The organism is Polynucleobacter sp. P1-05-14 (assembly GCF_018881675.1).
In the GTDB taxonomy this organism is placed as follows: Bacteria; Pseudomonadota; Gammaproteobacteria; order Burkholderiales; family Burkholderiaceae; genus Polynucleobacter.
Genome location: NZ_JACVPV010000008.1, coordinates 1 through 20173, shown reverse-complemented (window position 1 = coordinate 20173; position 20173 = coordinate 1). Strand labels below are relative to the sequence as shown.

The window sequence follows — 20173 nt, the reverse complement described above, 5'->3', positions numbered from 1 at the left end:
CATGAATCCGACCCCATACTCTTTTAATCGATTCTTATTGCTCGGAGCGCTTCTGTTGGAAGTGCTGAGCCTTCCTGCGCAGGCACAAATGCAAATGGATCATTCTTCTATGGTTAGTGCAAAGCCTGGCAATGCCTGTCAGGGAGCTGGTTTGGAGTGCGCCAATGCTGCAACCCCATTTTTTACGCAGGATGGAAAACTCTTGTTAGCATGGACGGCAAGTGGGGTAGTTGCTGTTGCGCAGTCTTCTGATTTGGGAAAAACATTTTCACCAGCAGTCAAAATTGCTGAGCACGGTAAATCATTAGATGCTGGCGCTGATGCACGTCCGCAAATTGTTGCTGATAAACAAGGCAATATCTTTTTGGCGTATGCTTTTTTCAAAGATACTAGTTGGAATGCGCAAATTAATACTGCTAGATCGACAGATGGGGCTAAGACATTCACTAAACCAGAGCCCTTGGTCAGTGACAGATCCAGTCAGCGTTTTCCATCGGTTCTGATAAAGCCAGATGGCGATATTTTTATCTCTTGGATCGATAAGCGTTTAGTTTCTGCTGCCAAGCAGGGTGGACAAAATCGTCTTGGCGGCTCAATTGCTTATTCTTTTTCTCAGGATGGTGGCAAAAGCTTTCAGGCAGAACGCTTTGCAAATGAGAGTAGTTGTGAGTGCTGTCGCATCGGTGGTAGCCTTGATCCGAAAGATAATCCTGTGCTAGCGTACAGGGCAATATTTCCCGGAGGTGTTCGGGATCAAGCTAGCCAAGTGATTTTAGCTTCAGGTGCTGGACCAATCCGTAAGGTGGCTGATGACAACTGGAAAACTGATGCTTGCCCACATCATGGACCGTCCATAGCAGTATCAAACGCCGGCACATACCATGTAGCTTGGTATACCCAAGGCAGCAAGCGCTCTGGAGTGTTTTATGCCAATTCCACCAACCAAGGTGCCACCTATTCCAAGCCTACTCGCATAGGCGCTGAAACTGCCAATGTATCCAGGCCATATCTATTGGCATTGGGCCAGCAAGTTTGGTTGGTATGGAAGGAGTTTGATGGCGTGCAATCATCCGTATATTTAAAAGAATCTAGCGATGATGGAAAAACTTGGGCAATTCCTAAAATACTATCTAGTACAGCAGGGTACAGTGACCATCCCTTGTTGCTAGCTCAAGGGAATCAAGTATTTTTATCCTGGCTTACGCGTAATGATGGATACCAACTCATCAATATTGGACAAAAGCAATGAAAAAATATTGGCTTATTTTTATTCTCACTCTCTCAATGACTGGGTTTGCCTTCGCTGATCCAGTTTCTTTGAAGCCTTATCAGGTGGGAGATTGGAAATCCATCATCAAAGCCGCAAATGGTGGACCTCTGGCTATTAATTTTTGGGGGGTGACTTGCCCATCCTGCGTTAAAGAGATGCCGCAGTGGGGTCTTTTTATCAAAAACAATCCAAGCGCTAAAGTAGTTTTTATTCAGGTTGATGATGTCTCAATTGAGTCGATAAAAAAAATGTTGAGCAAAGCAAATCTGGATAAGGCTAATAACTATTATGTCGCAGCGCCTTTTGATGAGCGCCTGCGCTATGAAATCGATCCTAAATGGCATGGCGAAACACCTACAACCATAGTGATTGATAAAAATGGTAAAGCTTCCAGAAAAACGGGCTTAGTAGATTTTCAGCAATTACAAAAAGCTTTGATAGTTAAACCATAATTAAATGTATCGCTTATCAATTACCGGGAGAATGTAAATGAAGACAAAACTATTAGTAACACTTTGTGCCGTTGCGGGGATGGCTTTCGTAGGGACGACACGGGCGCAAAACGTTTCCAAAACCGTCACTACTAACGCTATCAAAATTGAAGATGCTTATACCCGTGCTACAGTTCCCGGTCAGCAGGTAGCCGGTGGCTTTATGAAGATTGAAAATAAAGGCGCTACTGATCAATTGATCTCTGCCAGCTCAACTGTTGCAGGTGAAGTGCAGCTCCACGAGATGGCAATGGAGGGCAATGTTATGAAGATGCGTCAGGTAAAAGATATTACTGTGCCAGCAGGTGGCGCTGTTGAATTAAAGCCCGGCGGCTTGCATCTGATGTTTATGAACATTAAAGCCCCATTAGCTGCAGGTGAAACCGTTCCCGTGAAGCTGAAGTTTGCTAAGGCAGGTGATGTTGAGGTCAAGATGCCAGTTAATGCAATGGGCGCTGGAGCTATGAAGCACTAAGTCAATTGATTGGGTGGTACACGCAATAAAAAAGCCCCTAGTTTTACCTGGGGGCTTTTTCTTTTAAGGCTTTTACTTAATGAACTTAGTCACCCAAGTTCAAGTCAGTTACCGCACCTTTACTTGCAGTGCTTGCAAGGCGAGCGTATTTTGCTAATAAGCCACGAGTGTAGCGAGGCTTAGGTTGCACCCAAGCTGCGCGACGCTTGGCAATTTCTGCTTCATCAACGTTCAATTGAATCAGTAGTTGATGGGCATCAATCGTTACCGAGTCACCTTCATGAATGAGGGCAATTGTGCCGCCTACGTAGGCTTCAGGAGCTACGTGACCCACAACCATACCCCAGGTGCCACCAGAGAAGCGGCCATCAGTGATGAGGCCTACAGACTCGCCTAAACCTTGGCCAACGAGAGCGGAGGTTGGGGCAAGCATTTCACGCATACCAGGACCGCCTTTAGGGCCTTCATAACGAATCACCACGATGTCACCATCCTTAATCTTCTGCGCCATGATGGCTGCCATGGCATCGTCTTCAGAATCAAATACTCGGGCTGGACCAGTAATCGATGGGTTCTTGAGACCAGTAATCTTGGCGACGCAACCTTCTGGAGAGATATTACCCTTCAAAATTGCCAAGTGACCTTGTTTGTACAAAGGATTGTCTAAGGTGCGAATCACTTTTTGATCAGCGCGCGGTACTGACGGAACATCTTTTAGCACTTCGGCGATTGTTTTGCCGGTAATGGTCATGCAGTCACCGTGGAGTAATCCGCCATCTAGCAAGATCTTCATGACTTGTGGAATGCCACCAGCTTGATGCAAATCGGTTGCAAGGTAAGTGCCAGATGGTTTCATATCCACGATCACGGGAACGCGCTTACGAATGCGCTCAAAGTCATCAATAGTCCAATCGATTTCAGCTGCGCTGGTGATAGCCAAGAAATGCAATACGGCATTTGTGGATCCACCAACTGCCATGATCACACTGACAGCGTTCTCAATGGATTTCTTGGTGATGATGTCGCGTGGACGTAGGTTATTTTTAACTGCTTCAACAAGTACTCTTGCTGATTCGGCAGCGCTTGCCACTTTTTCAGCATCAACGTTCGCCATCGTCGAGGAGTAGGGCAAGCTCATACCCAAAGCTTCAAACGAAGAGCTCATGGTGTTCGCTGTGTACATGCCACCGCAAGAGCCGCTACCTGGACAGGCATGCTGTTCCACGCCTTTTAAATCTTCCTCACTCAATCGACCGGAAGTAAATTCGCCAACCGCTTCAAATGCAGAAACAATATTGAGTTCTTTGCCCTTGTAATGACCCGGTTTAATCGTGCCACCATAGACATAGATGCCGGGCACATTGGTGCGGGCTAAAGCCATCATGCCGCCTGGCATATTTTTATCACAGCCACCAATAACAACGACGCCATCTTGCCAAAGACCATTTACGCAAACTTCAATGCTGTCAGCAATCACTTCACGTGAAACGAGCGAATACTTCATGCCCTCAGTACCCATACCAATGCCATCGGAAACGGTTGGTGTGCCAAAAACTTGTGCTTTTGCGCCGGCCGCTTCTAGAGCTTCAACAGCAGCATCAGCTAATTTTTGTAAACCACTATTACATGGGGTAATAGTGGAGTGGCCATTCGCAACGCCAACCATCGGCTTTACGAAATCCTTTTCCTCGTAACCCATTGCGTAATACATCGAACGATTAGGTGCGCGAGCGACCCCTTCGGTGACCATGCGCGAGCGTTCATTAAGGCGTTTCATGCTTATTACTCCAGAAAAGGTTTGTGTCGAAAGGCTCTATTGTGCCGTGAGATGGGTTAAGGGTGGTCTGGATCGATGGGTTCATCATAATTACTTTAAATGTTGCACTGCAGTATGAAAATGTCAATGAAATCATTGATTTAGATCTAAATATTAGCTAAGGAGCTAATAGCTTAGTAAAAGAGGGTGCAGTACATTAAGTTATCAATCACTTTTTCCTTTGAATTCAATGACTAAAGTCGGCCACGTATACCTAATTGATGATGACGAGTCAATTCGCATCTCTCTATCCAGAATGCTGCATGAATTAGGCTATCTCGTCGATGACTATGCGTCTGCAACCGTTTTCTTAGAAAAATCAGTTCCAGTATCTCCGGCTGTCATTCTCTTAGATATGCAGATGCCAGACATGACTGGCCTTGATTTACAAGAAAAATTGCAAAAGTTAGGTCGTAAAACGCCCATCGTATTTGTGAGTGGTCAAAGCCATCCGCACCAAATTGTTCAAGGTCTTAAGCGGGGTGCGGTAGATTTCTTATTTAAGCCATTTAATCTCGAAGAGCTCTTAAAAGCCGTTGCGGACGCAATCGACTTTGATACCCGCCAGCTAAAGAGGGTTTCTTTGGATGTTGAAGCTAAGAAAGATTATGAAAGCCTCACTCCTAGGGAGCGTGAAGTATGTGGATGGCTTGTTAAGGGCCTTCTAAACAAGGATATTGCCGTAAAACTAGGAACCACCGATGCCACGATTAAGGTCCATAAGGCTAGGGTGATGGACAAAATGCATGCGGATTCTCTACAAGTGCTGGTGAAGAGGTATCTTGAGTCCAATCTTGAGAACCATCCATTAAATACCTAGCTTTGTGGCTAATTACTCTTGTCACGGTTTGGTATTACTATCAATCTTATTGATTCCGTATGAAATGGTTACCGCGTAGTGAATAAACCAGTCAAACTCCCTGAGATTCGTAAAGAGGTATTTACTAAGGCCAGAGAAAATCTTGGCCTCAGCACAAAAGATCTTTCGGGTATGACTTGCCTTTCTGTTCGCCAAATTGAGCAGATAGAAAATGGCGAAAGCAGCTCTTTTTACGGCGATCAAGTTAAATTCACAGCAGCAAAAAAGGTAGCTGGTTTACTCAATCTCACACCTGAAGAGGCATTTGATTTTTCTGGTGTCGCGCAGCCTGTTAAAGCGACTGATGTTGAAGAGAAATTTCAGGAGGAGACAAAAGCCTCTGTGGTAGAGAAAAAGATAAAGACCGAAAAAGTAAAAGAGGTAAAGTACGTTACACCAGCAGCAAAGGTTACAGAGCAACAAGCTCAAAAGAGTAATGCCAATAAAATTACCGACAATGTTATTGACTATCGCGTGAAGTCAACCTCTTCAGAAAATCCTCAAAAGAAACTTTTTTTACTCTTGGCAATTGGCGCAGCATTAATTTTCTCTGTTGTGAACTTGCGCCCCCTATTTTTTCCTGAGCCAGTTAAAGAAGAAGTGGTGATGATTCAAGAAGTGGCACAAGAGCCTGCTCCTGTAGAGTCTGCACCAGATGCGAAGCCAGCTCCAGCGGTAATGCCGGAGCCAGCCCCAGCGGTAATGCCGGAGCCAGCCCCAGTGGCGCTTTCAGCTGAATGCCCACCTGCAGATGCATCCGCACTCAATTACAAGCCCGAAGCCCCTAAAAAAGCGGGAGACATGGTTTATCTGCAATCAAAGACTGCTCAAACAGTATGTGTGGTGGATGCTACCGGTAAGACCCAGAACAAAATGCTAGAGCCAGGAGTTGGTGCGAGTATTTATGGCAAGCCGCCATTGAAGGTGCTTACTGGCGGTTTAAATCAAGTGGATTTGTATTACCAGGGCGCGAAGGTTCGCATTGGTAATACTAGTAGTAAGACAATTATTTTGGAGCCGGCTGAAATTATTCAGCCTGCAGCTCCATCAGTCTCTACAGACTCTCAACTGCGTTAATCCAAATAAAAACAGCGGCTTGTTAAGCCGCTGGATTAGTACGTTACGTTAATTCTATTTTCATACCGCTGCGTTATCGGTTTCACCGGTACGAATACGGATCACTTGCTCTACTGCAGTCACGAAAATCTTACCATCACCAATCTTGCCAGTACGCGCAGCTTTAGTAATGGCTTCGATAGCAGCTTCAACGCGGTCATCAGAAACCACAGCTTCCACTTTTACTTTAGGTAAAAAATCAACTACATACTCAGCGCCACGATAGAGTTCGGTATGGCCTTTTTGGCGGCCAAAGCCCTTAACTTCAGTAACGGTCAGACCTGTAACCCCGACTTCCGCCAATGACTCGCGAACCTCATCGAGTTTGAACGGCTTAATGATGGCTGTAATTAGTTTCATTTGCTCCCCCTAATGCAGTAATCATACCTAGATCTGTTCTGAGATACCAAAAACCGACCTACTGAGCGTTCTACGCTCTAAATTGTGAGGTGATGGGGTAGCGCCAATCGCGGCCAAAGGCGCGAGTGGTTACGCGGACTCCCGGTGGGGCTTGGCGACGCTTATATTCATTAAGCTTGATCAAGCGGGTTACTTTTTCTACGCTCTCAGCATCAAAGCCTGCAGCAATGATTTGGGCAATCGATTGGTTTTGCTCCATATAGCGCTCCACAATGCCATCCAGCACTTCATAAGAGGGTAGGCTGTCTTGATCTTTTTGATCAGGGCGTAATTCTGCTGAAGGTGCGCGGGTCAAAATCCGCTCCGGAATAACCAGCTCAAGACTATTGCGATAGGCGCATAAGCGATACACCAAAGTCTTGGCGATATCTTTAATGACTGCAAAGCCACCAGCCATATCGCCATAGAGCGTACAGTAACCAACAGCCATTTCACTCTTGTTGCCTGTAGTCAAAACGAGTCGACCTGTTTTATTGGATAGGGCCATCAGCAGAGTGCCACGCACGCGTGCCTGAATATTCTCTTCGGTAGCGTCTACTGTTAAACCTTTGAATTGCTCCGCCAGAGATGCTTCTAAAGCATCTACTGGCCCACTAATCGGAATCTCGTCGTATTGCACGCCTAAGTTCTTGGCCATCTCCCTTGCATCGATCCAAGAGATATCGGCTGTATAGCGAGAGGCCATCATGACGGTGCGTACCTTATCTGCACCTAAGGCATCCACGGCAATTGCTAATACCAGGGCTGAATCTACGCCACCAGATAGGCCAATAATCACGCCAGGGAAGCGATTTTTAGTGACATAGTCACGTACACCCAAGACCAGCGCTTGATAAGCCTGCGCCTCAACAGATTGGGGTGGGGTGATCAGACCTTTTTCTAGCTCGCCAGATGCTGTCACTGTAACAAGGCCTAGGCCGGTTTCAAACTGAGGCATTGCCATCACGACTTTGCCATCACTATTTAATGCAAATGAGCCGCCATCAAAAACCAATTCATCTTGACCGCCAACAGCATTGACGTAAACCAGCGGCATTTTAGTTTGTGCAATATGCCCACGGAGCACTTCAATACGTAAGGCTTCTTTTTGCAGGTGGTAAGGAGAGGCGTTGGGGACTAACAATACTTGTGCGCCAGCGGTATGCGCTTGTTTGGCGGGACCTGCATGCCAGGCATCTTCACACAAGATCAATCCATAGCGAATGCCTTCACATTCAAAAACACAAGCTTGATTGCCGGGCACGAAGTAACGAACCTCATCAAATACTTCATGGTTAGGCAATTCTTGTTTGGCGTAGCCCGCAATGACTTTGCCGTTTCGTAAAACAGATGCGTAGTTTTGCAAACCTGCGGATGTTTGCTTGGGATGACCGACGATAACAGTCAGATCAGCATGCTGAGCTAGCTCTTTCATCAAGAGCTCGAGCTGTAATAGTGCTGCCTCAATAAAAGCAGGGCGGAGCAGTAAGTCTTCTGGGGGATAGCCGGTGAGCGAGAGCTCCGGGGTGACTACGAGTTTGACGCCTTGGGAGTGGGCATCTAGAGCGGCTTTGTGAATAAGTTGCGCGTTGCCAGCCAAATCACCCAGTAATGGGTTGATTTGGGCTAAGGCAACTTTCTGCGCGCTCACTCCGAATCACAAAGCCTTTTCAATAAACAAAAAATTACTTGTTCTCTTTGTTATAGCGCTCAATGCCTTCAAGAATTTCTTTATGAGCATCAGCAACACCACCCCAGCCACTTACTTTTACCCACTTACCTGGCTCGAGATCTTTGTAGTGCTCGAAGAAGTGTTGGATTTGGTTTAGACGCAATGGATTGATGTCTTCTGGTTTTTGCCAGTGTGTGTAGATGGGCAAAATTTTGTCTTCTGGAACAGCCAATAATTTAGCGTCTTGACCACCTTCATCCTCCATTTGCAAAACACCAATTGCGCGGCAGCTCACTACAACACCAGGAATGAGCGGGAATGGAGTAATCACGAGAACATCAACGGGGTCGCCATCACCAGCAATCGTTTTATTGATGTATCCGTAGTTACATGGATAGTGCATTGCAGTACCCATAAAACGGTCAACGAAAATTGCGCCACTCTCTTTATCTACTTCATACTTGATTGGATCAGCGTTCATTGGAATTTCAATAATGACGTTGAAACTTTCAGGGATCTTTTTACCTGGCTTGACTTTGTCGAGACTCATAAATACTCCGAATAATGATTAGTAAATACCCTGATCCTATCAAGGGGTGGCAGGGGTGATTCTGTTACATACTGGTACAGCTTAAAGACCATAGTTTAAAGCTTTCGCAAACCAGGTCTACCTAAGTGGAGTTATGCAAAACAATAAAGATTAACAAATGATTAACTTTAGGGAGTTCAAGCATGAGTAATGTCACTTTAGGCTTGTATTTTGCCTTAGCGTGCGGTGTTCTCGCCGTGATTTATGGTTTTGTGATGCGCGGCTGGATTTTGAGGCAGAGTACGGGCAACGCCAAAATGCAAGAAATTGCCGAGGCGATTCAGCAGGGTGCGGCAGCGTATTTGTCACGCCAATATAAAACGATTGCCGTGGTTGGGGTGGTTCTGACCATTCTCATGGCGCTCTTCCTTGATTTTGCGACCGCGATTGGCTTTGTCATTGGCGCCGTGCTTTCTGGTGCTTGTGGCTTTATTGGTATGAATGTCTCAGTGCGCGCAAACGTGCGGACAGCGGAAGCGGCCACCAAGGGTATGAACGAAGCGCTCAATGTGGCATTCAAAGGCGGCGCAATTACCGGCATGTTGGTAGTTGGACTGGGTCTCTTGGGTGTTGGCCTCTTCTTTATGTTCCTTGTATCGATTGGTGCTGGACAAGATCTCTCTTCTGTATTGCATCCCCTGATTGGTTTGGCGTTCGGCTCTTCCTTGATTTCGATCTTTGCGCGTTTAGGTGGCGGCATCTTTACTAAGGGTGCAGACGTTGGCGCTGACCTGGTCGGTAAGGTTGAGGCTGGGATTCCGGAAGATGATCCACGTAATCCTGCGGTGATTGCTGATAACGTTGGCGACAACGTTGGTGACTGCGCAGGTATGGCGGCGGACTTATTCGAAACTTACGCGGTTACGCTGATTGCAACCATGGTGCTGGGATCCTTAATGGTTTCTAGCGCACCAGTTGCTGCAATTATTTATCCATTAGTGCTGGGTGGCGTTTCTATCATCGCCTCCATCATTGGTTGCTCGTTTGTAAAAGCAACACCTGGCATGAAAAATGTGATGCCTGCTTTGTACAAGGGGTTGATCATTGCTGGTGGTCTGTCGCTGATTGCCTTCTACTTCGTAACCAATTTCATCATGCCGGACGACGCATTAGGTATTCCTGGTAGCCAATGGCGTTTGTTTGGTTCAACTGTAGTGGGCTTGTTGCTTACAGCAGGTTTGGTATGGATTACCGAGTACTACACCGGTACCCAGTTCAAGCCAGTGCAGCATATTGCTGAAGCTTCAACCAAAGGTCACGGTACTAACATTATTGCTGGCTTAGGTATTTCGATGAAGTCAACTGCTTACCCAGTGCTCTTTGTTTGTGCAGCGATTTTTGCAGCGTATTGGTTGGCTGGTTTATATGGCATTGCAATTGCAGCAACAGCCATGTTGTCCATGGCAGGTATTGTGGTTGCGCTTGATGCATATGGCCCAATTACAGATAATGCTGGTGGTATTGCAGAGATGGCAGGCTTGCCACAATCTGTTCGCGATATTACCGATCCATTGGATGCGGTTGGCAACACTACTAAAGCAGTTACTAAAGGCTATGCAATTGGTTCAGCTGGTTTGGCATCGCTCGTGCTCTTTGCTGACTACACCCATGCTTTAGAGGGTATGGGCCAACAGGTGTCTTTTGACTTGTCCAATCACATGGTCATCATTGGCCTCTTTATCGGCGGCATGATTCCTTACTTGTTTGGTGCGATGGCGATGGAAGCAGTAGGTCGTTGTGCTGGTGCGGTGGTAGAAGAGGTGCGCCGTCAGTTCCGTTATATCCCTGGAATCATGGAAGGCACTGCAAAGCCAGAGTACGGCAAAGCTGTCGATATGCTGACTTCTGCAGCTATTAAAGAGATGATCGTTCCTTCCCTCTTGCCAGTAGTAGCCCCAGTTGTAGTTGGTCTCTTGTTAGGACCTGCAGCATTGGGTGGTTTGCTCATGGGAACTATTGTGACTGGCTTATTCGTAGCGATCTCGATGTGTACCGGTGGTGGTGCTTGGGATAACGCCAAGAAATATATCGAAGAAGGTCACTTCGGCGGCAAAGGTTCTGAAGCTCACAAAGCGGCAGTGACTGGCGATACCGTTGGCGACCCTTACAAAGATACTGCGGGCCCTGCCGTTAACCCACTCATTAAGATCATCAATATCGTGGCATTACTCATCGTGCCACTCTTGCCAATGGCCTCTCGTTAAGTAATGAGTAGTCATTAAATGCAGTAGCAATCAGACTGCAGCAAACAAAACGCCTAGCAATGCTAGGCGTTTTTTTATTTCATACTTATTTAAAGTTCTAGGCAAAAAAAACTTACTCCAATGTTTCCAAGTAACGCTGCGCATCCAATGCGGCCATACAGCCTGTGCCAGCACTGGTAATCGCTTGACGGTAGATATGGTCTTGCACATCGCCAGCAGCAAACACGCCAGGGATATTAGTAGCAGTGGCATTGCCTTCAAGGCCTGAATGGGTCTTGAGGTAGCCATTGTTCATGTCGAGCTGACCAACAAAGAGTTCGGTATTTGGCTTGTGACCAATAGCAATAAAGGCACCGGTTACAGCAAGGTCTTCAGTGCTGCCGTCTTGTTTCTTGATGCGTACGCCAGTAACGCCTTTTTCATCGCCCAGAACTTCTTCGAGAGTAGAGTTCAGTTTCAGCTCCACTTTGCCTTCGGCAACTTTTGCCATGAGGCGATCATTCAAGATTGGTTCAGCACGGAACTTATCGCGACGATGAATCACGGTAACTTTTTTAGCAATGCCGGTGAGGTATAGCGCTTCTTCAACAGCAGTATTACCACCACCGACTACACAAACATCTTGATTGCGGTAGAAGAAGCCATCGCAAGTTGCACAACCAGAAACGCCGCGACCCATAAAGGCTTCCTCACTGGGTAAGCCAATATATTGAGCAGAAGCGCCAGTGGAAATAATCAAGGCATCGCAGGTATAGGTTCCAGAGTCGCCAACTAAGCGAATTGGTTTTTCTTTCAGAGCTGCCGTATGAATATGGTCAAAAATGATTTCAGTATTAAAGCGTTCGGCATGCTTTAAAAAACGCTCCATTAGTTCTGGGCCTTGAACACCATCGGCATCTGCAGGCCAGTTTTCGACGTCAGTAGTGGTCATTAATTGACCGCCCTGAGCTAGGCCAGTGATGAGGGTGGGGTTTAGATTAGCTCGGGCTGCGTAGACGGCTGCTGTATAGCCAGCAGGGCCAGATCCGAGGATCAGAACTTTGGAGTGTTTTGGGGTATTTGTAGTCATATTCAAATTATAGATTTGCTTGATTACAATCGGTAGAACATGGCAAGAACCGCATACCCGAAGTCTAAGGCCCCAATAAGCCCCCAGCCCCCAGATAATGGCCAGCAGGGCAGGATGCCCCGCCTATTATTGGAGGCTCGCTGGTTCATCTCTCTAGGCTTGTGCCTGGGCTTATTTGCCATTTTGCTGACCTATTCCAAGGCTGATCCAGCCTGGTCCCATGCCAGTTTTGAGGCTCCCAAGAATCTGGGGGGTCGTTTTGGGGCCTATTTAGCCGATTTAATGCTGTATATCTTTGGTATTTCTGCCTTTTGGTGGGTTGCTCTCTTTGGGCGCCGCGTCTTAAATGGCTGGCGCGAGCTTTGGAGCATACCTTTGCCACCAGATCCAGATGCTAAGCCAGACTCTCTACTAATGCGTTGGTTAGGCTTTGGACTGACTCTCGTCTGCAGTATGGGTTTGGAGTCCATCCGTATGCATTCGCTGTCCTGGGAGCTCCCTAGACCTCCTGGCGGTATTTTGGGTGAGCTGATTGGTGATCCATTGCAAATGTCTCTTGGATTTACCGGTTCCACTCTGGTGCTCCTATTTGGCCTTTGTGCTGGCCTGTCTTTGTTCTTGCATTTCTCCTGGCTGGATGTGGCTGAAAAAGTAGGGCGTTTCTTGGAGGTGACTTATCACCGCATTCGTGAACGTCGCGACAGCGAAGAAGACCGTAAGTTAGGTGAAGTTGCTGCTGAAGAGCGTGAAGAGTTTGTAGAAGAGTTCCGCGGACGCGTTGAGGTTGCAGCGCCAGTGCAAATCGTTCGTGCTCCAATTGAAATTCCGAAGAGTGCTCGTGTAGAGCGCGAGAAACAGCAGCCATTGTTTGTGGATATTCCTGATTCAGAATTACCACCGCTCGCATTGCTTGATCCAGTACCCGAAGCAAAAGAAACTATCTCTGCTGACGTGTTGGAATTTACTTCGCGCTTAATTGAACGCAAGTTAGCCGAGTTTAATGTTCAAGTAAAAGTGATTGCCGCCTATCCTGGCCCAGTAGTGACTCGCTACGAGATTGATCCAGCTATTGGTGTGAAGGGCAGTCAGATCGTGAATCTCTCACGTGACTTAGCACGCTCACTAGGTGTTGTCAGTATGCGTGTTGTAGAAACCATCCCTGGCAAAACTTGTATGGCTTTGGAGTTACCAAACCCAACACGCCAGTCGGTTTACTTGTCAGAGATTCTGACTTCGCAGGTTTATAACGACAACCATTCTTTACTGACTTTAGCTTTAGGTAAAGACATCTCTGGCAGCCCAATGGTGGCTGATTTAGCGAAGATGCCTCACTGCTTGGTTGCGGGTACTACCGGCGCTGGTAAGTCCGTGGGTATCAATGCCATGATTCTGTCGCTACTCTTTAAGGCTAAGCCTGATGAAGTGCGTTTGATCATGATTGATCCGAAGATGCTCGAGATGGCCATCTACGACAAGATCCCGCATTTGTTGTGCCCAGTTGTAACGGATATGAAGCAGGCATACAACGCACTTAACTGGGCGGTAAATGAGATGGAGCGCCGTTACAAACTGATGAGTAAGTTTGGCGTACGTAACCTAGCTGGCTTTAATAAAAAAATTCTGGAAGCCGAAGAGAAAGGTGAGAAGCTCACCAATCCATTTAGCTTAACTCCAGATGATCCAGAGCCAATCTATAAAGCACCGGTCATCGTCATCGTGATTGATGAGTTGGCTGACTTGATGATGGTATCGGGCAAGAAGATTGAAGAGTTGATTGCCCGTATTGCGCAAAAGGCTCGTGCTGCAGGTATTCATTTGGTATTAGCAACACAACGCCCAAGCGTTGACGTCATTACTGGTTTAATTAAAGCCAACGTACCAACCCGTATCTCATTCCAAGTCAGCAGCAAGATTGATAGTCGTACGATTTTGGATCAGCAGGGCGCGGAAGCATTGCTCGGTATGGGTGACATGCTCTATATGGCGCCAGGTACCGGTTTGCCAGTTCGTGTTCATGGCGCATTCGTATCGGATGATGAAGTGCACCGCGTAGTGGAGTGGCTCAAGGAGAAGGGCGAAGCCAACTATATTGATGGCGTCCTTGAAGGTGCTGACGAATCCAATGTGGATGCATTGACTGGCGAGGGTGGTGGTGAGGCGGATCCTCTTTATGACCAAGCCGTTGCTATTGTTCTAGAAAATAAACGCCCATCGATCTCATTAGTCCAGCGTCACCTGCGCATTGGTTACAACCGTGCTGCACGCCTACTCGAGGATATGGAAAAAGCAGGACTTGTATCTAAGATGGGTAATGGCGGTAATCGCGAGATTCTTCATCGCCCTTCAGAGTAAGGCAGCCATTTTGCAAAGATTCTTATCTGCAGTATTGCTTGGAACAGCCATTCTGTTTTCAGGCGTCACTCATTCGCAAAGTGAAAGTGGCTCAGAGCAGTTGCGTCAATTTGTACGGAACTCTAAAACTGCTGAAGGGGATTTTATGCAGCAGCAGTTACGTGCACCTAAAGCCAATGAATCACAAGACAAGGGCTTGAAAGTCCTCCGTCAAACCCAAGGTCATTTTGTATTTCAGCGTCCAGGAAGATTTATCTGGGATACCCAAAAGCCTTACGAGCAAAAGTTAATTGCTGATGGCAAGCAACTAATCTTATGGGATAAAGATTTAAACCAGGCGACTTTTCGTCCAGCGGGTCAGGCCTTAGCTTCGACGCCGGCGGCTATTCTGTTTGGTGAGACTTCACTAGAACAGCATTTTGACTTGGTTGAAGGCGAAGAGCGTTTAGGAATGAAGTGGGTAGCTTTGATTCCTAAGAAAGATCCCAATGCCAAGAATAAAAATGACCTGCCTTATACAAAGATCTCGATTGGCATGGCTAATGGCTTACCGAAAGCTTTGGAGTTAACCGATGGGCTTGGAAGCGTGGTCCTGGTGACTTTGGATAAGATCCAACTCAATGTTAATTTGCCCGCCAATCGCTTTACTTTCACTCCGCCAGCCGGAGCCGAAGTCTTGCGCTTAAACTAGAGCCCGTATAAAACTAAAACCTAGAACTCCTAATCTACAGAGCATCACATGATTGATCCGCAATTACTCCGTAAAGATATCACCGCAGTTGCTGCACGTTTAGCGACTCGCAAATTCCAACTCGACGTTGAGAAATTCAATGCCTTGGAATCTGAGCGTAAATCTTTGCAAACCCGTACTGAAGTATTGCAAGCCAAGCGCAATCAGCTATCTAAAGCCATTGGTATGAAAAAAGGTAAGGGTGAGGATGCCTCTGCCGAGATGGCTGAAGTTGCAGGCGTTAATGCTGATATGGAATCTGGTGCAGCCAGATTGGGCACCTTGCAAGCAGAGATTGCTGATTTCTTGATGGGTATTCCGAATCTGCCAGATGAGTCTGTGCCTGCTGGAAAAGATGAAACAGAAAACAAAGAAGTAAAGCGTTGGGGTGAAGAGCCGATTTTTGATTTTGAGATTAAAGATCACGTTGATTTGGGTGGCCCCCTGGGCCTGGACTTTGAAGTAGCAGCCAAAATTAGCGGCTCACGCTTTGTGGTTCTCAAGGGGCCGATTGCTAGATTGCACCGCGCTTTGGCGCAATTCATGATTGATACTCATGCTACAGATCACCATTATCAAGAGGTGTATGCGCCTTACATGGTGAATGCTGCTTCTATGCGCGGTACTGGTCAGTTGCCGAAGTTTGAAGAGGATCTATTTAAGGTTCCCCGTCAAATGGGCGGTGAAGACGAGGGCGGTGAAGCTAAGACTGAAAACTTTTACCTTATCCCAACTGCAGAAGTGCCTGTAACGAATTTAGTCCGAGACGAAATCGTTAACGCAGATAGCTTACCAATGAAGTTTGTGGCTCATACACCATGTTTCCGTTCAGAAGCTGGTAGCTATGGTCGCGATGTCCGAGGCATGATTCGTCAGCATCAGTTTGACAAAGTTGAGTTAGTACAAATTACTAAGCCAGAAGATTCCATGCAAGCCTTGGAAGAGCTCACGGGCCACGCTGAGCGTATTCTGGAATTGCTTGAGTTACCTTACAGAAAAGTATTACTCTGCACCGGTGATATGGGTTTTGGTAGTACCAAGACTTATGACTTAGAGGTTTGGGTCCCTTCACAAAAAGCCTACAGAGAAATTAGCTCATGCTCCAGCATGGGTGATTTCCAGGCAAGACGGATGCAAGCCAGATTTAAAGCGGGTCAAGGCAAGCCAGAATTGGTGCATACCTTAAATGGTTCAGGTCTTGCAGTTGGTAGGGCGTTGGTTGCATTACTTGAGAACAAGCAACAAGTAGATGGCAGTATTGCTATTCCGAAGGCACTACAACCTTACTTAGGTGGCTTAGAGATATTAAAGCCGAATTAAATTAAAACGGCTTTAATTTTTACTCTAGCAACATTTTTTGCTAAAACTTTATCAAGAGTTGCCAAAGATTTAGATTTGAATTGCTTTGCGGCGGCAAGATGAAGTGCGTCGCCAGCCCTGAGATTTGATTTGCTATCAACAACTAAAATCCCAGCAGAGTAATACGTTTTGCTCTCAATGGGCATTAGTTCAATATCGTTTTGGCAAAGACTGTCAAATTTTTTCCAAGCTTCACGACTCTGTTTTTCAGTTATTTGATTGGTTCTGACCTTTAGACTAAGTGCGCTAGAGAATTCTGTAAATGCCCAAGTAGATGAAATCATTTTTGTGGAGCTGTTTTCATGCCACGTGTCAACAGCGGCACTCTTTTCTTCTGTTGTGCATAAAGCCACTAAGATACTGGTATCAACATAAATCATTAGTAGCGCGCCCCTGAGCGAACTTCATCCATCACTGATTTACCCATCTTTAAAGTAGCTCTAAATGCTCTAAGATCTGCTGCAATCGCTTTGCGATCTAATTTTTGCGGCCTAATAATTAGTGAACCATCCTTCGATAGGGTTGCTTCAACCTTATCCCCATCCTTTAGTTGGATTTCTTTAATGAATGCAGCGGGAATCCGAAGCGCTAGGCTATTACCCCACTTTGAAATTTGAATATTCATGTTTTAACCTCTTTAATATAGATATACATATATGTATATCTATATTAAAGAGACTGAGCTCTTTTGGCTAGCCATTTTTAAGTCAATATTGCCTATATGGCTTTATGTATCGCTGGCTATAATGATTTCTCGGTTCGGAGAGGTGGCAGAGTGGTCGAATGTACTTGACTCGAAATCAAGCGTAGGGTCAAACCTACCGTGGGTTCGAATCCCACCCTCTCCGCCATTTATTCTATAAGTTATTGATTTATATAGGTATTTTGCTAATAGCCCCGCCAAACGCGGGGCTTTTTGGTTTTTTATATTCTCTGCGGTTGGCTTGCTGCATGTTTTTAGCCTCTATTGGGTACTTCTCTCAGCGAGCATGAAAGACGGTTGGCTTTGCCCTAGTTAAAGCCCAGTAACTGACGTTGTTCTTCCCAATCTAGAGGAAGTGGCAAGACTCTCTTGAGTAAATCTGAAGTGAGTGTAGCGGGCTGCGTGCCATTCATAATCATTCGCACAATATCGGGCGCTAAAAAAGCGCGGTTGATGATGTTAGTCACATGGGTAGTAGTGACACCTTCCGCTTTTGCAATGGCTCCAAGCGAAGTAGTTTTACCGGACGTTAATTGCCCTAACCAATCTTGCGCTTTACGGATCGAAGCGATCAATCGCTGATCAGGCGCTTGCCCAACTGTTTGATTGCCATCAATGATCAGGCGCATCGCAAAGCCACAGCGATTAATTTGTATGGGAACTTGAAGGCAAATGGTTTGCACTTCATTTGCATGGAATGAGATATCTAATTGAAGCGGAGTAGGATTCATTTCTAATGTGATGGACTTGCTACTCACAATCACTTTGGTAATCAGTTGCTGAATCCATTGATAGCGCTCAGTATTGGCAACTTGAAGTTGATCAGCAATTCTTAGAGTGTGCTCGGCAAAGCTTTGCATATCCTGTGGATCAATTGAGAGGCTATCAACCAAGGGATTGGTATCTCGCAGCCAATGACACAGTTCATCAATCACTACTTTTTCTAAGTCATCTGCGGGTATGCGCAGGCCCTTAGGAGCATCACCTCTACTTTGGGTCACCAAGGGCTTAGACAGATAGTAGCGGTAGCGCTTAGAGTGTTTTTGACTGTGTGAAGGAACCAAGCGATGACCCGCATCATCAAACACGAGTCCCGTGAGTAAACTATCGGAAGGAGCGCTTTGCCTGAGTTTGTGGCCTTGCAAGTTGCTGCTTAATTTAGCTTGCACCCGATCCCAAAGATTCTGGTCAATGATTGCCGGATGCTGGCCTGGGAAGATTTGCTCCTTATGAACGATTTTCCCCAAGTAAATGGGGTTCGATAGCAGCCGATAGAGCTGACCACGACCTAGGTAGACCCCGCCATAGCATCTGCCGGCAATCGAGGTACTCACGGGGCTACGGATGCCTTGTCGATCCAGATAGAGCTTTAAGCGTCGCACATCCCCAATGGCCAAATACTGCTCATAAATGAGTTTGATTAATGCAGCGCCTTGGGGCTCAATCTCTAGAGTGCGCTCTTTTGGAATGTAACCCATAGGAGGGGTTCCACCCATCCACATCCCCTTAGCTTTTGAAGCGGCAATCTTGTCCCGAATACGTTCACCAGTCACCTCCCGCTCAAACTGAGCAAAAGACAAAAGAACATTGAGGGTCAATCGCCCCATAGATGATGTCGTATTAAATTGCTGAGTCACCGAGACAAAGGAGATGCCCTTGGCATCAAACTGCTCCACAATCTTGGCAAAGTCTGCTAGTGATCTGGTTAAACGATCAACTTTATAAACGACTACGACATTAATCTTTTTCTGGTCGATATCACTCAGCAATTGCTTGAGAGCGGGGCGCTCCATATTGCCACCGGAATACCCGCCATCATCGTAAAAGGTGGGAACGAGTTTCCAGCCCTCATGCTGCTGGGATAATACAAAGGCCTCACAGGCCTCCCTTTGAGCGTCTAAAGAATTAAAGCCTTGCTCCAAACCTTCCTCGGAAGATTTGCGGGTGTAGATGGCGCAGCGTAAGTTGAGCTTAGTCATAGCGGCTTCTCACTTACCTGTCTTCTTGAGTCCAAAGAACACCGGTCCAGACCAAGGGGTGCCGGTGATATGTTTTGCTATTGCAGATAGACTCTTCCAGATTTGGTTCTCATATTGGTAACCACTCTCCAGAACTGTGACCTGATGGGTTTTGCCTTGCCACACTCGAATCAGGCGTGAGCCGATACTTGCTGTCGTATTTTGATTGCTTGAGCCTGATTGGATCTGACGCTTCTCCAGCAAACTCAGGCCACCCAATGCATTAGTTTGAAGATGCCAACTAATCGCTTGTCGCATCAGTGGCGTGCGACAAAGATGGGGTGCTGGTACCCCAAAGCAGATTTGCCAGCGGTTTGCTAATTGCTCTCGATTAAGTGTCTTGAGCTCTTCAAGTTGCGCTTGCATAAACTTAGGCTCCTTCAATGCGATAGCAATGATTGCCATCTAACTTCTCGCTAATCACAGTCAGCCCTAGACGCTTTTTAATCACTCCGCTAATGACGCCTCGTATCGAATGCGCTTGCCATCCAGTAGCTAGCATCAACTCATTGATGGTTGCGCCGTTGGGACTTCTCAACAGGGCAATGAGTTGGGATTGTTTGGTCTTGGGTGACGTTGGTATTACTAGAGCCGAGCTAGTCAACGGGGTGGTTAACTTAAGCTCTTTTGGTTTTGAGTTTGTTGTTATTGCTTTTTTAACAATTGTCTTATTGGGTGCTAATTTGACTGATTTGGTTATTACTTTTTTGTTTGTTGCATTGCGCATGATTGCTCCTGGTGTTGTTATCCCACTATTGGGATAACAACACTAGTAACGCTCTGAAGGGCTGACACATCAAGTCAATTATTGGAGAGTGGCTCTAATCTGACTGTTTTCTGGATATAAAGGGGAAAGTCCGCTTTAGATCCAATAAGGGCCGCTCAAAATCAGCGATATTGACAGTTCAGAGGGCAGAGAACGGCCGAGGCTGTGTAAAAACCCAAAATACTTCCATTGATTTAGATTTAAAGCGTGTACACGGGTTTTGGCCTTCAATCAAACGCTTCTGGCTGAGCCAGCAATTCTGTTTTGGTAATTTGTGATTTTTTA

General features: G+C 46.4%; 20 protein-coding genes and 1 tRNA gene. 11 read left to right on the top strand and 10 right to left on the bottom strand.

Annotated features, from left to right (window positions below; genetic code table 11):
• Position 1 precedes the first annotated feature (1 nt).
• From ICN37_RS06000 to ICN37_RS05990, 3 genes are read left to right on the top strand one after another with little or no spacing between them, the layout of a single operon-like run.
• On the top strand, positions 2-1249 hold the full coding sequence (locus tag ICN37_RS06000; protein ID WP_216155630.1) for a sialidase family protein: 1248 nt from the start codon (positions 2-4) through the stop codon (positions 1247-1249).
• Positions 1246-1722 (top strand): TlpA disulfide reductase family protein, encoded by a 477-nt coding sequence (locus ICN37_RS05995; RefSeq protein WP_216155627.1) that lies wholly within the window; start codon positions 1246-1248, stop codon positions 1720-1722. Before ICN37_RS06000 ends, ICN37_RS05995 begins: the two co-directional genes overlap by 4 nt.
• A gap of 37 nt (positions 1723-1759) precedes the next feature.
• Entirely contained in the window at positions 1760-2236 is a 477-nt protein-coding gene (locus ICN37_RS05990) for a copper chaperone PCu(A)C (RefSeq protein ID WP_216155624.1), read from the top strand.
• A gap of 85 nt (positions 2237-2321) precedes the next feature.
• Here ICN37_RS05990 and ilvD read toward each other — a convergent pair whose 3' ends face one another.
• Positions 2322-4013, bottom strand: coding sequence for a dihydroxy-acid dehydratase (gene ilvD / locus ICN37_RS05985; RefSeq protein ID WP_215320294.1), 1692 nt, complete (start codon positions 4011-4013; stop codon positions 2322-2324).
• Between the two features lie 229 nt (positions 4014-4242).
• Here ilvD and ICN37_RS05980 point away from each other — a divergent pair, with 229 nt between their 5' ends.
• Positions 4243-4872, top strand: coding sequence for a response regulator transcription factor (locus ICN37_RS05980; protein WP_216155621.1), 630 nt, complete (start codon positions 4243-4245; stop codon positions 4870-4872).
• Between the two features lie 78 nt (positions 4873-4950).
• Positions 4951-5988 carry a helix-turn-helix domain-containing protein gene (locus tag ICN37_RS05975; protein ID WP_216155618.1) on the top strand — a complete coding sequence of 346 codons (1038 nt, stop codon included), beginning with the start codon at positions 4951-4953 and terminating at the stop codon, positions 5986-5988.
• 60 nt (positions 5989-6048) lie between these two features.
• On the opposite strand, the gene ICN37_RS05970 is transcribed toward ICN37_RS05975, so the two are convergent.
• From ICN37_RS05970 to ppa, 3 genes are all read right to left on the bottom strand, one after another.
• A complete protein-coding gene (locus ICN37_RS05970; RefSeq protein ID WP_216155615.1) occupies positions 6049-6387 on the bottom strand; it encodes a P-II family nitrogen regulator in 339 nt (112 codons plus the stop codon).
• A gap of 70 nt (positions 6388-6457) precedes the next feature.
• Positions 6458-8077, bottom strand: a complete 1620-nt coding sequence (locus ICN37_RS05965) for an NAD+ synthase (protein WP_216155613.1) — start codon at positions 8075-8077, stop codon at positions 6458-6460.
• Positions 8078-8111: 34 nt separating this feature from the next.
• Positions 8112-8648 (bottom strand): inorganic diphosphatase, encoded by a 537-nt coding sequence (ppa, locus tag ICN37_RS05960; protein ID WP_216155610.1) that lies wholly within the window; start codon positions 8646-8648, stop codon positions 8112-8114.
• Positions 8649-8830: 182 nt separating this feature from the next.
• Here ppa and ICN37_RS05955 point away from each other — a divergent pair, with 182 nt between their 5' ends.
• Positions 8831-10891 carry a sodium-translocating pyrophosphatase gene (locus ICN37_RS05955; protein WP_216155607.1) on the top strand — a complete coding sequence of 687 codons (2061 nt, stop codon included), beginning with the start codon at positions 8831-8833 and terminating at the stop codon, positions 10889-10891.
• 112 nt (positions 10892-11003) lie between these two features.
• Here ICN37_RS05955 and trxB read toward each other — a convergent pair whose 3' ends face one another.
• Complete coding sequence (trxB, locus tag ICN37_RS05950; RefSeq protein ID WP_216155604.1) at positions 11004-11960, bottom strand: thioredoxin-disulfide reductase; 957 nt, start codon at positions 11958-11960, stop codon at positions 11004-11006.
• Between the two features lie 39 nt (positions 11961-11999).
• On the opposite strand from trxB, the gene ICN37_RS05945 reads away from it, so the two are divergent.
• The 3 genes from ICN37_RS05945 to serS are packed head-to-tail and all read left to right on the top strand — an operon-like array spanning position 12000 to position 16362.
• On the top strand, positions 12000-14312 hold the full coding sequence (locus ICN37_RS05945) for a DNA translocase FtsK (protein ID WP_216155601.1): 2313 nt from the start codon (positions 12000-12002) through the stop codon (positions 14310-14312).
• Positions 14272-15003, top strand: a complete 732-nt coding sequence (locus tag ICN37_RS05940; protein WP_255538475.1) for an outer membrane lipoprotein carrier protein LolA — start codon at positions 14272-14274, stop codon at positions 15001-15003. Before ICN37_RS05945 ends, ICN37_RS05940 begins: the two co-directional genes overlap by 41 nt.
• A gap of 48 nt (positions 15004-15051) precedes the next feature.
• Positions 15052-16362, top strand: a complete 1311-nt coding sequence (serS, locus tag ICN37_RS05935) for a serine--tRNA ligase (protein WP_216155598.1) — start codon at positions 15052-15054, stop codon at positions 16360-16362.
• Here serS and ICN37_RS05930 read toward each other — a convergent pair.
• A complete protein-coding gene (locus tag ICN37_RS05930; protein ID WP_216155595.1) occupies positions 16359-16781 on the bottom strand; it encodes a type II toxin-antitoxin system VapC family toxin in 423 nt (140 codons plus the stop codon). The two genes, serS and ICN37_RS05930, sit on opposite strands and share 4 nt — an antisense overlap.
• A complete protein-coding gene (locus ICN37_RS05925; protein WP_072583827.1) occupies positions 16781-17026 on the bottom strand; it encodes an AbrB/MazE/SpoVT family DNA-binding domain-containing protein in 246 nt (81 codons plus the stop codon). The genes ICN37_RS05930 and ICN37_RS05925 overlap by 1 nt, the downstream gene beginning before the upstream one ends.
• 136 nt (positions 17027-17162) lie before the next feature.
• Between ICN37_RS05925 and ICN37_RS05920 the strand changes: the two genes are divergently transcribed.
• Positions 17163-17252 (top strand) — tRNA-Ser (locus ICN37_RS05920).
• Between the two features lie 160 nt (positions 17253-17412).
• Here ICN37_RS05920 and ICN37_RS05915 read toward each other — a convergent pair.
• The 3 genes from ICN37_RS05915 to ICN37_RS11550 are packed head-to-tail and all read right to left on the bottom strand — an operon-like array spanning position 17413 to position 19660.
• Positions 17413-19083 carry a recombinase family protein gene (locus ICN37_RS05915; RefSeq protein ID WP_216155593.1) on the bottom strand — a complete coding sequence of 557 codons (1671 nt, stop codon included), beginning with the start codon at positions 19081-19083 and terminating at the stop codon, positions 17413-17415.
• A gap of 9 nt (positions 19084-19092) precedes the next feature.
• Entirely contained in the window at positions 19093-19527 is a 435-nt protein-coding gene (locus ICN37_RS05910; RefSeq protein ID WP_216155590.1) for a DUF2924 domain-containing protein, read from the bottom strand.
• Positions 19493-19660: a DUF3489 domain-containing protein gene (locus ICN37_RS11550; RefSeq protein ID WP_255538474.1), complete on the bottom strand. Its 168-nt coding sequence runs from the start codon at positions 19658-19660 to the stop codon at positions 19493-19495. The genes ICN37_RS05910 and ICN37_RS11550 overlap by 35 nt, the downstream gene beginning before the upstream one ends.
• Here ICN37_RS11550 and ICN37_RS11545 point away from each other — a divergent pair.
• On the top strand, positions 19581-19886 hold the full coding sequence (locus tag ICN37_RS11545; RefSeq protein WP_255538479.1) for a hypothetical protein: 306 nt from the start codon (positions 19581-19583) through the stop codon (positions 19884-19886). The genes ICN37_RS11550 and ICN37_RS11545 overlap by 80 nt on opposite strands.
• Positions 19887-20173: the final 287 nt, after the last annotated feature.

What these genes read in the sequence shown, in the direction of transcription:
- ICN37_RS06000 (WP_216155630.1), top strand. Translation starts at nt 2, where the DNA reads ATGAATCCGACCCCATACTCTTTTAATCGATTCTTATTGCTCGGAGCG.
- ICN37_RS05995 (WP_216155627.1), top strand. Translation starts at nt 1,246, where the DNA reads ATGAAAAAATATTGGCTTATTTTTATTCTCACTCTCTCAATGACTGGG.
- ICN37_RS05990 (WP_216155624.1), top strand. Translation starts at nt 1,760, where the DNA reads ATGAAGACAAAACTATTAGTAACACTTTGTGCCGTTGCGGGGATGGCT.
- ilvD (WP_215320294.1), bottom strand. Translation starts at nt 4,013, where the DNA reads ATGAAACGCCTTAATGAACGCTCGCGCATGGTCACCGAAGGGGTCGCT.
- ICN37_RS05980 (WP_216155621.1), top strand. Translation starts at nt 4,243, where the DNA reads ATGACTAAAGTCGGCCACGTATACCTAATTGATGATGACGAGTCAATT.
- ICN37_RS05970 (WP_216155615.1), bottom strand. Translation starts at nt 6,387, where the DNA reads ATGAAACTAATTACAGCCATCATTAAGCCGTTCAAACTCGATGAGGTT.
- ppa (WP_216155610.1), bottom strand. Translation starts at nt 8,648, where the DNA reads ATGAGTCTCGACAAAGTCAAGCCAGGTAAAAAGATCCCTGAAAGTTTC.
- ICN37_RS05955 (WP_216155607.1), top strand. Translation starts at nt 8,831, where the DNA reads ATGAGTAATGTCACTTTAGGCTTGTATTTTGCCTTAGCGTGCGGTGTT.
- trxB (WP_216155604.1), bottom strand. Translation starts at nt 11,960, where the DNA reads ATGACTACAAATACCCCAAAACACTCCAAAGTTCTGATCCTCGGATCT.
- ICN37_RS05945 (WP_216155601.1), top strand. Translation starts at nt 12,000, where the DNA reads ATGGCAAGAACCGCATACCCGAAGTCTAAGGCCCCAATAAGCCCCCAG.
- ICN37_RS05940 (WP_255538475.1), top strand. Translation starts at nt 14,272, where the DNA reads ATGGCGGTAATCGCGAGATTCTTCATCGCCCTTCAGAGTAAGGCAGCC.
- serS (WP_216155598.1), top strand. Translation starts at nt 15,052, where the DNA reads ATGATTGATCCGCAATTACTCCGTAAAGATATCACCGCAGTTGCTGCA.
- ICN37_RS05930 (WP_216155595.1), bottom strand. Translation starts at nt 16,781, where the DNA reads ATGATTTATGTTGATACCAGTATCTTAGTGGCTTTATGCACAACAGAA.
- ICN37_RS05925 (WP_072583827.1), bottom strand. Translation starts at nt 17,026, where the DNA reads ATGAATATTCAAATTTCAAAGTGGGGTAATAGCCTAGCGCTTCGGATT.
- ICN37_RS05915 (WP_216155593.1), bottom strand. Translation starts at nt 19,083, where the DNA reads ATGACTAAGCTCAACTTACGCTGCGCCATCTACACCCGCAAATCTTCC.
- ICN37_RS05910 (WP_216155590.1), bottom strand. Translation starts at nt 19,527, where the DNA reads ATGGCAATCATTGCTATCGCATTGAAGGAGCCTAAGTTTATGCAAGCG.
- ICN37_RS11545 (WP_255538479.1), top strand. Translation starts at nt 19,581, where the DNA reads ATGACGCCTCGTATCGAATGCGCTTGCCATCCAGTAGCTAGCATCAAC.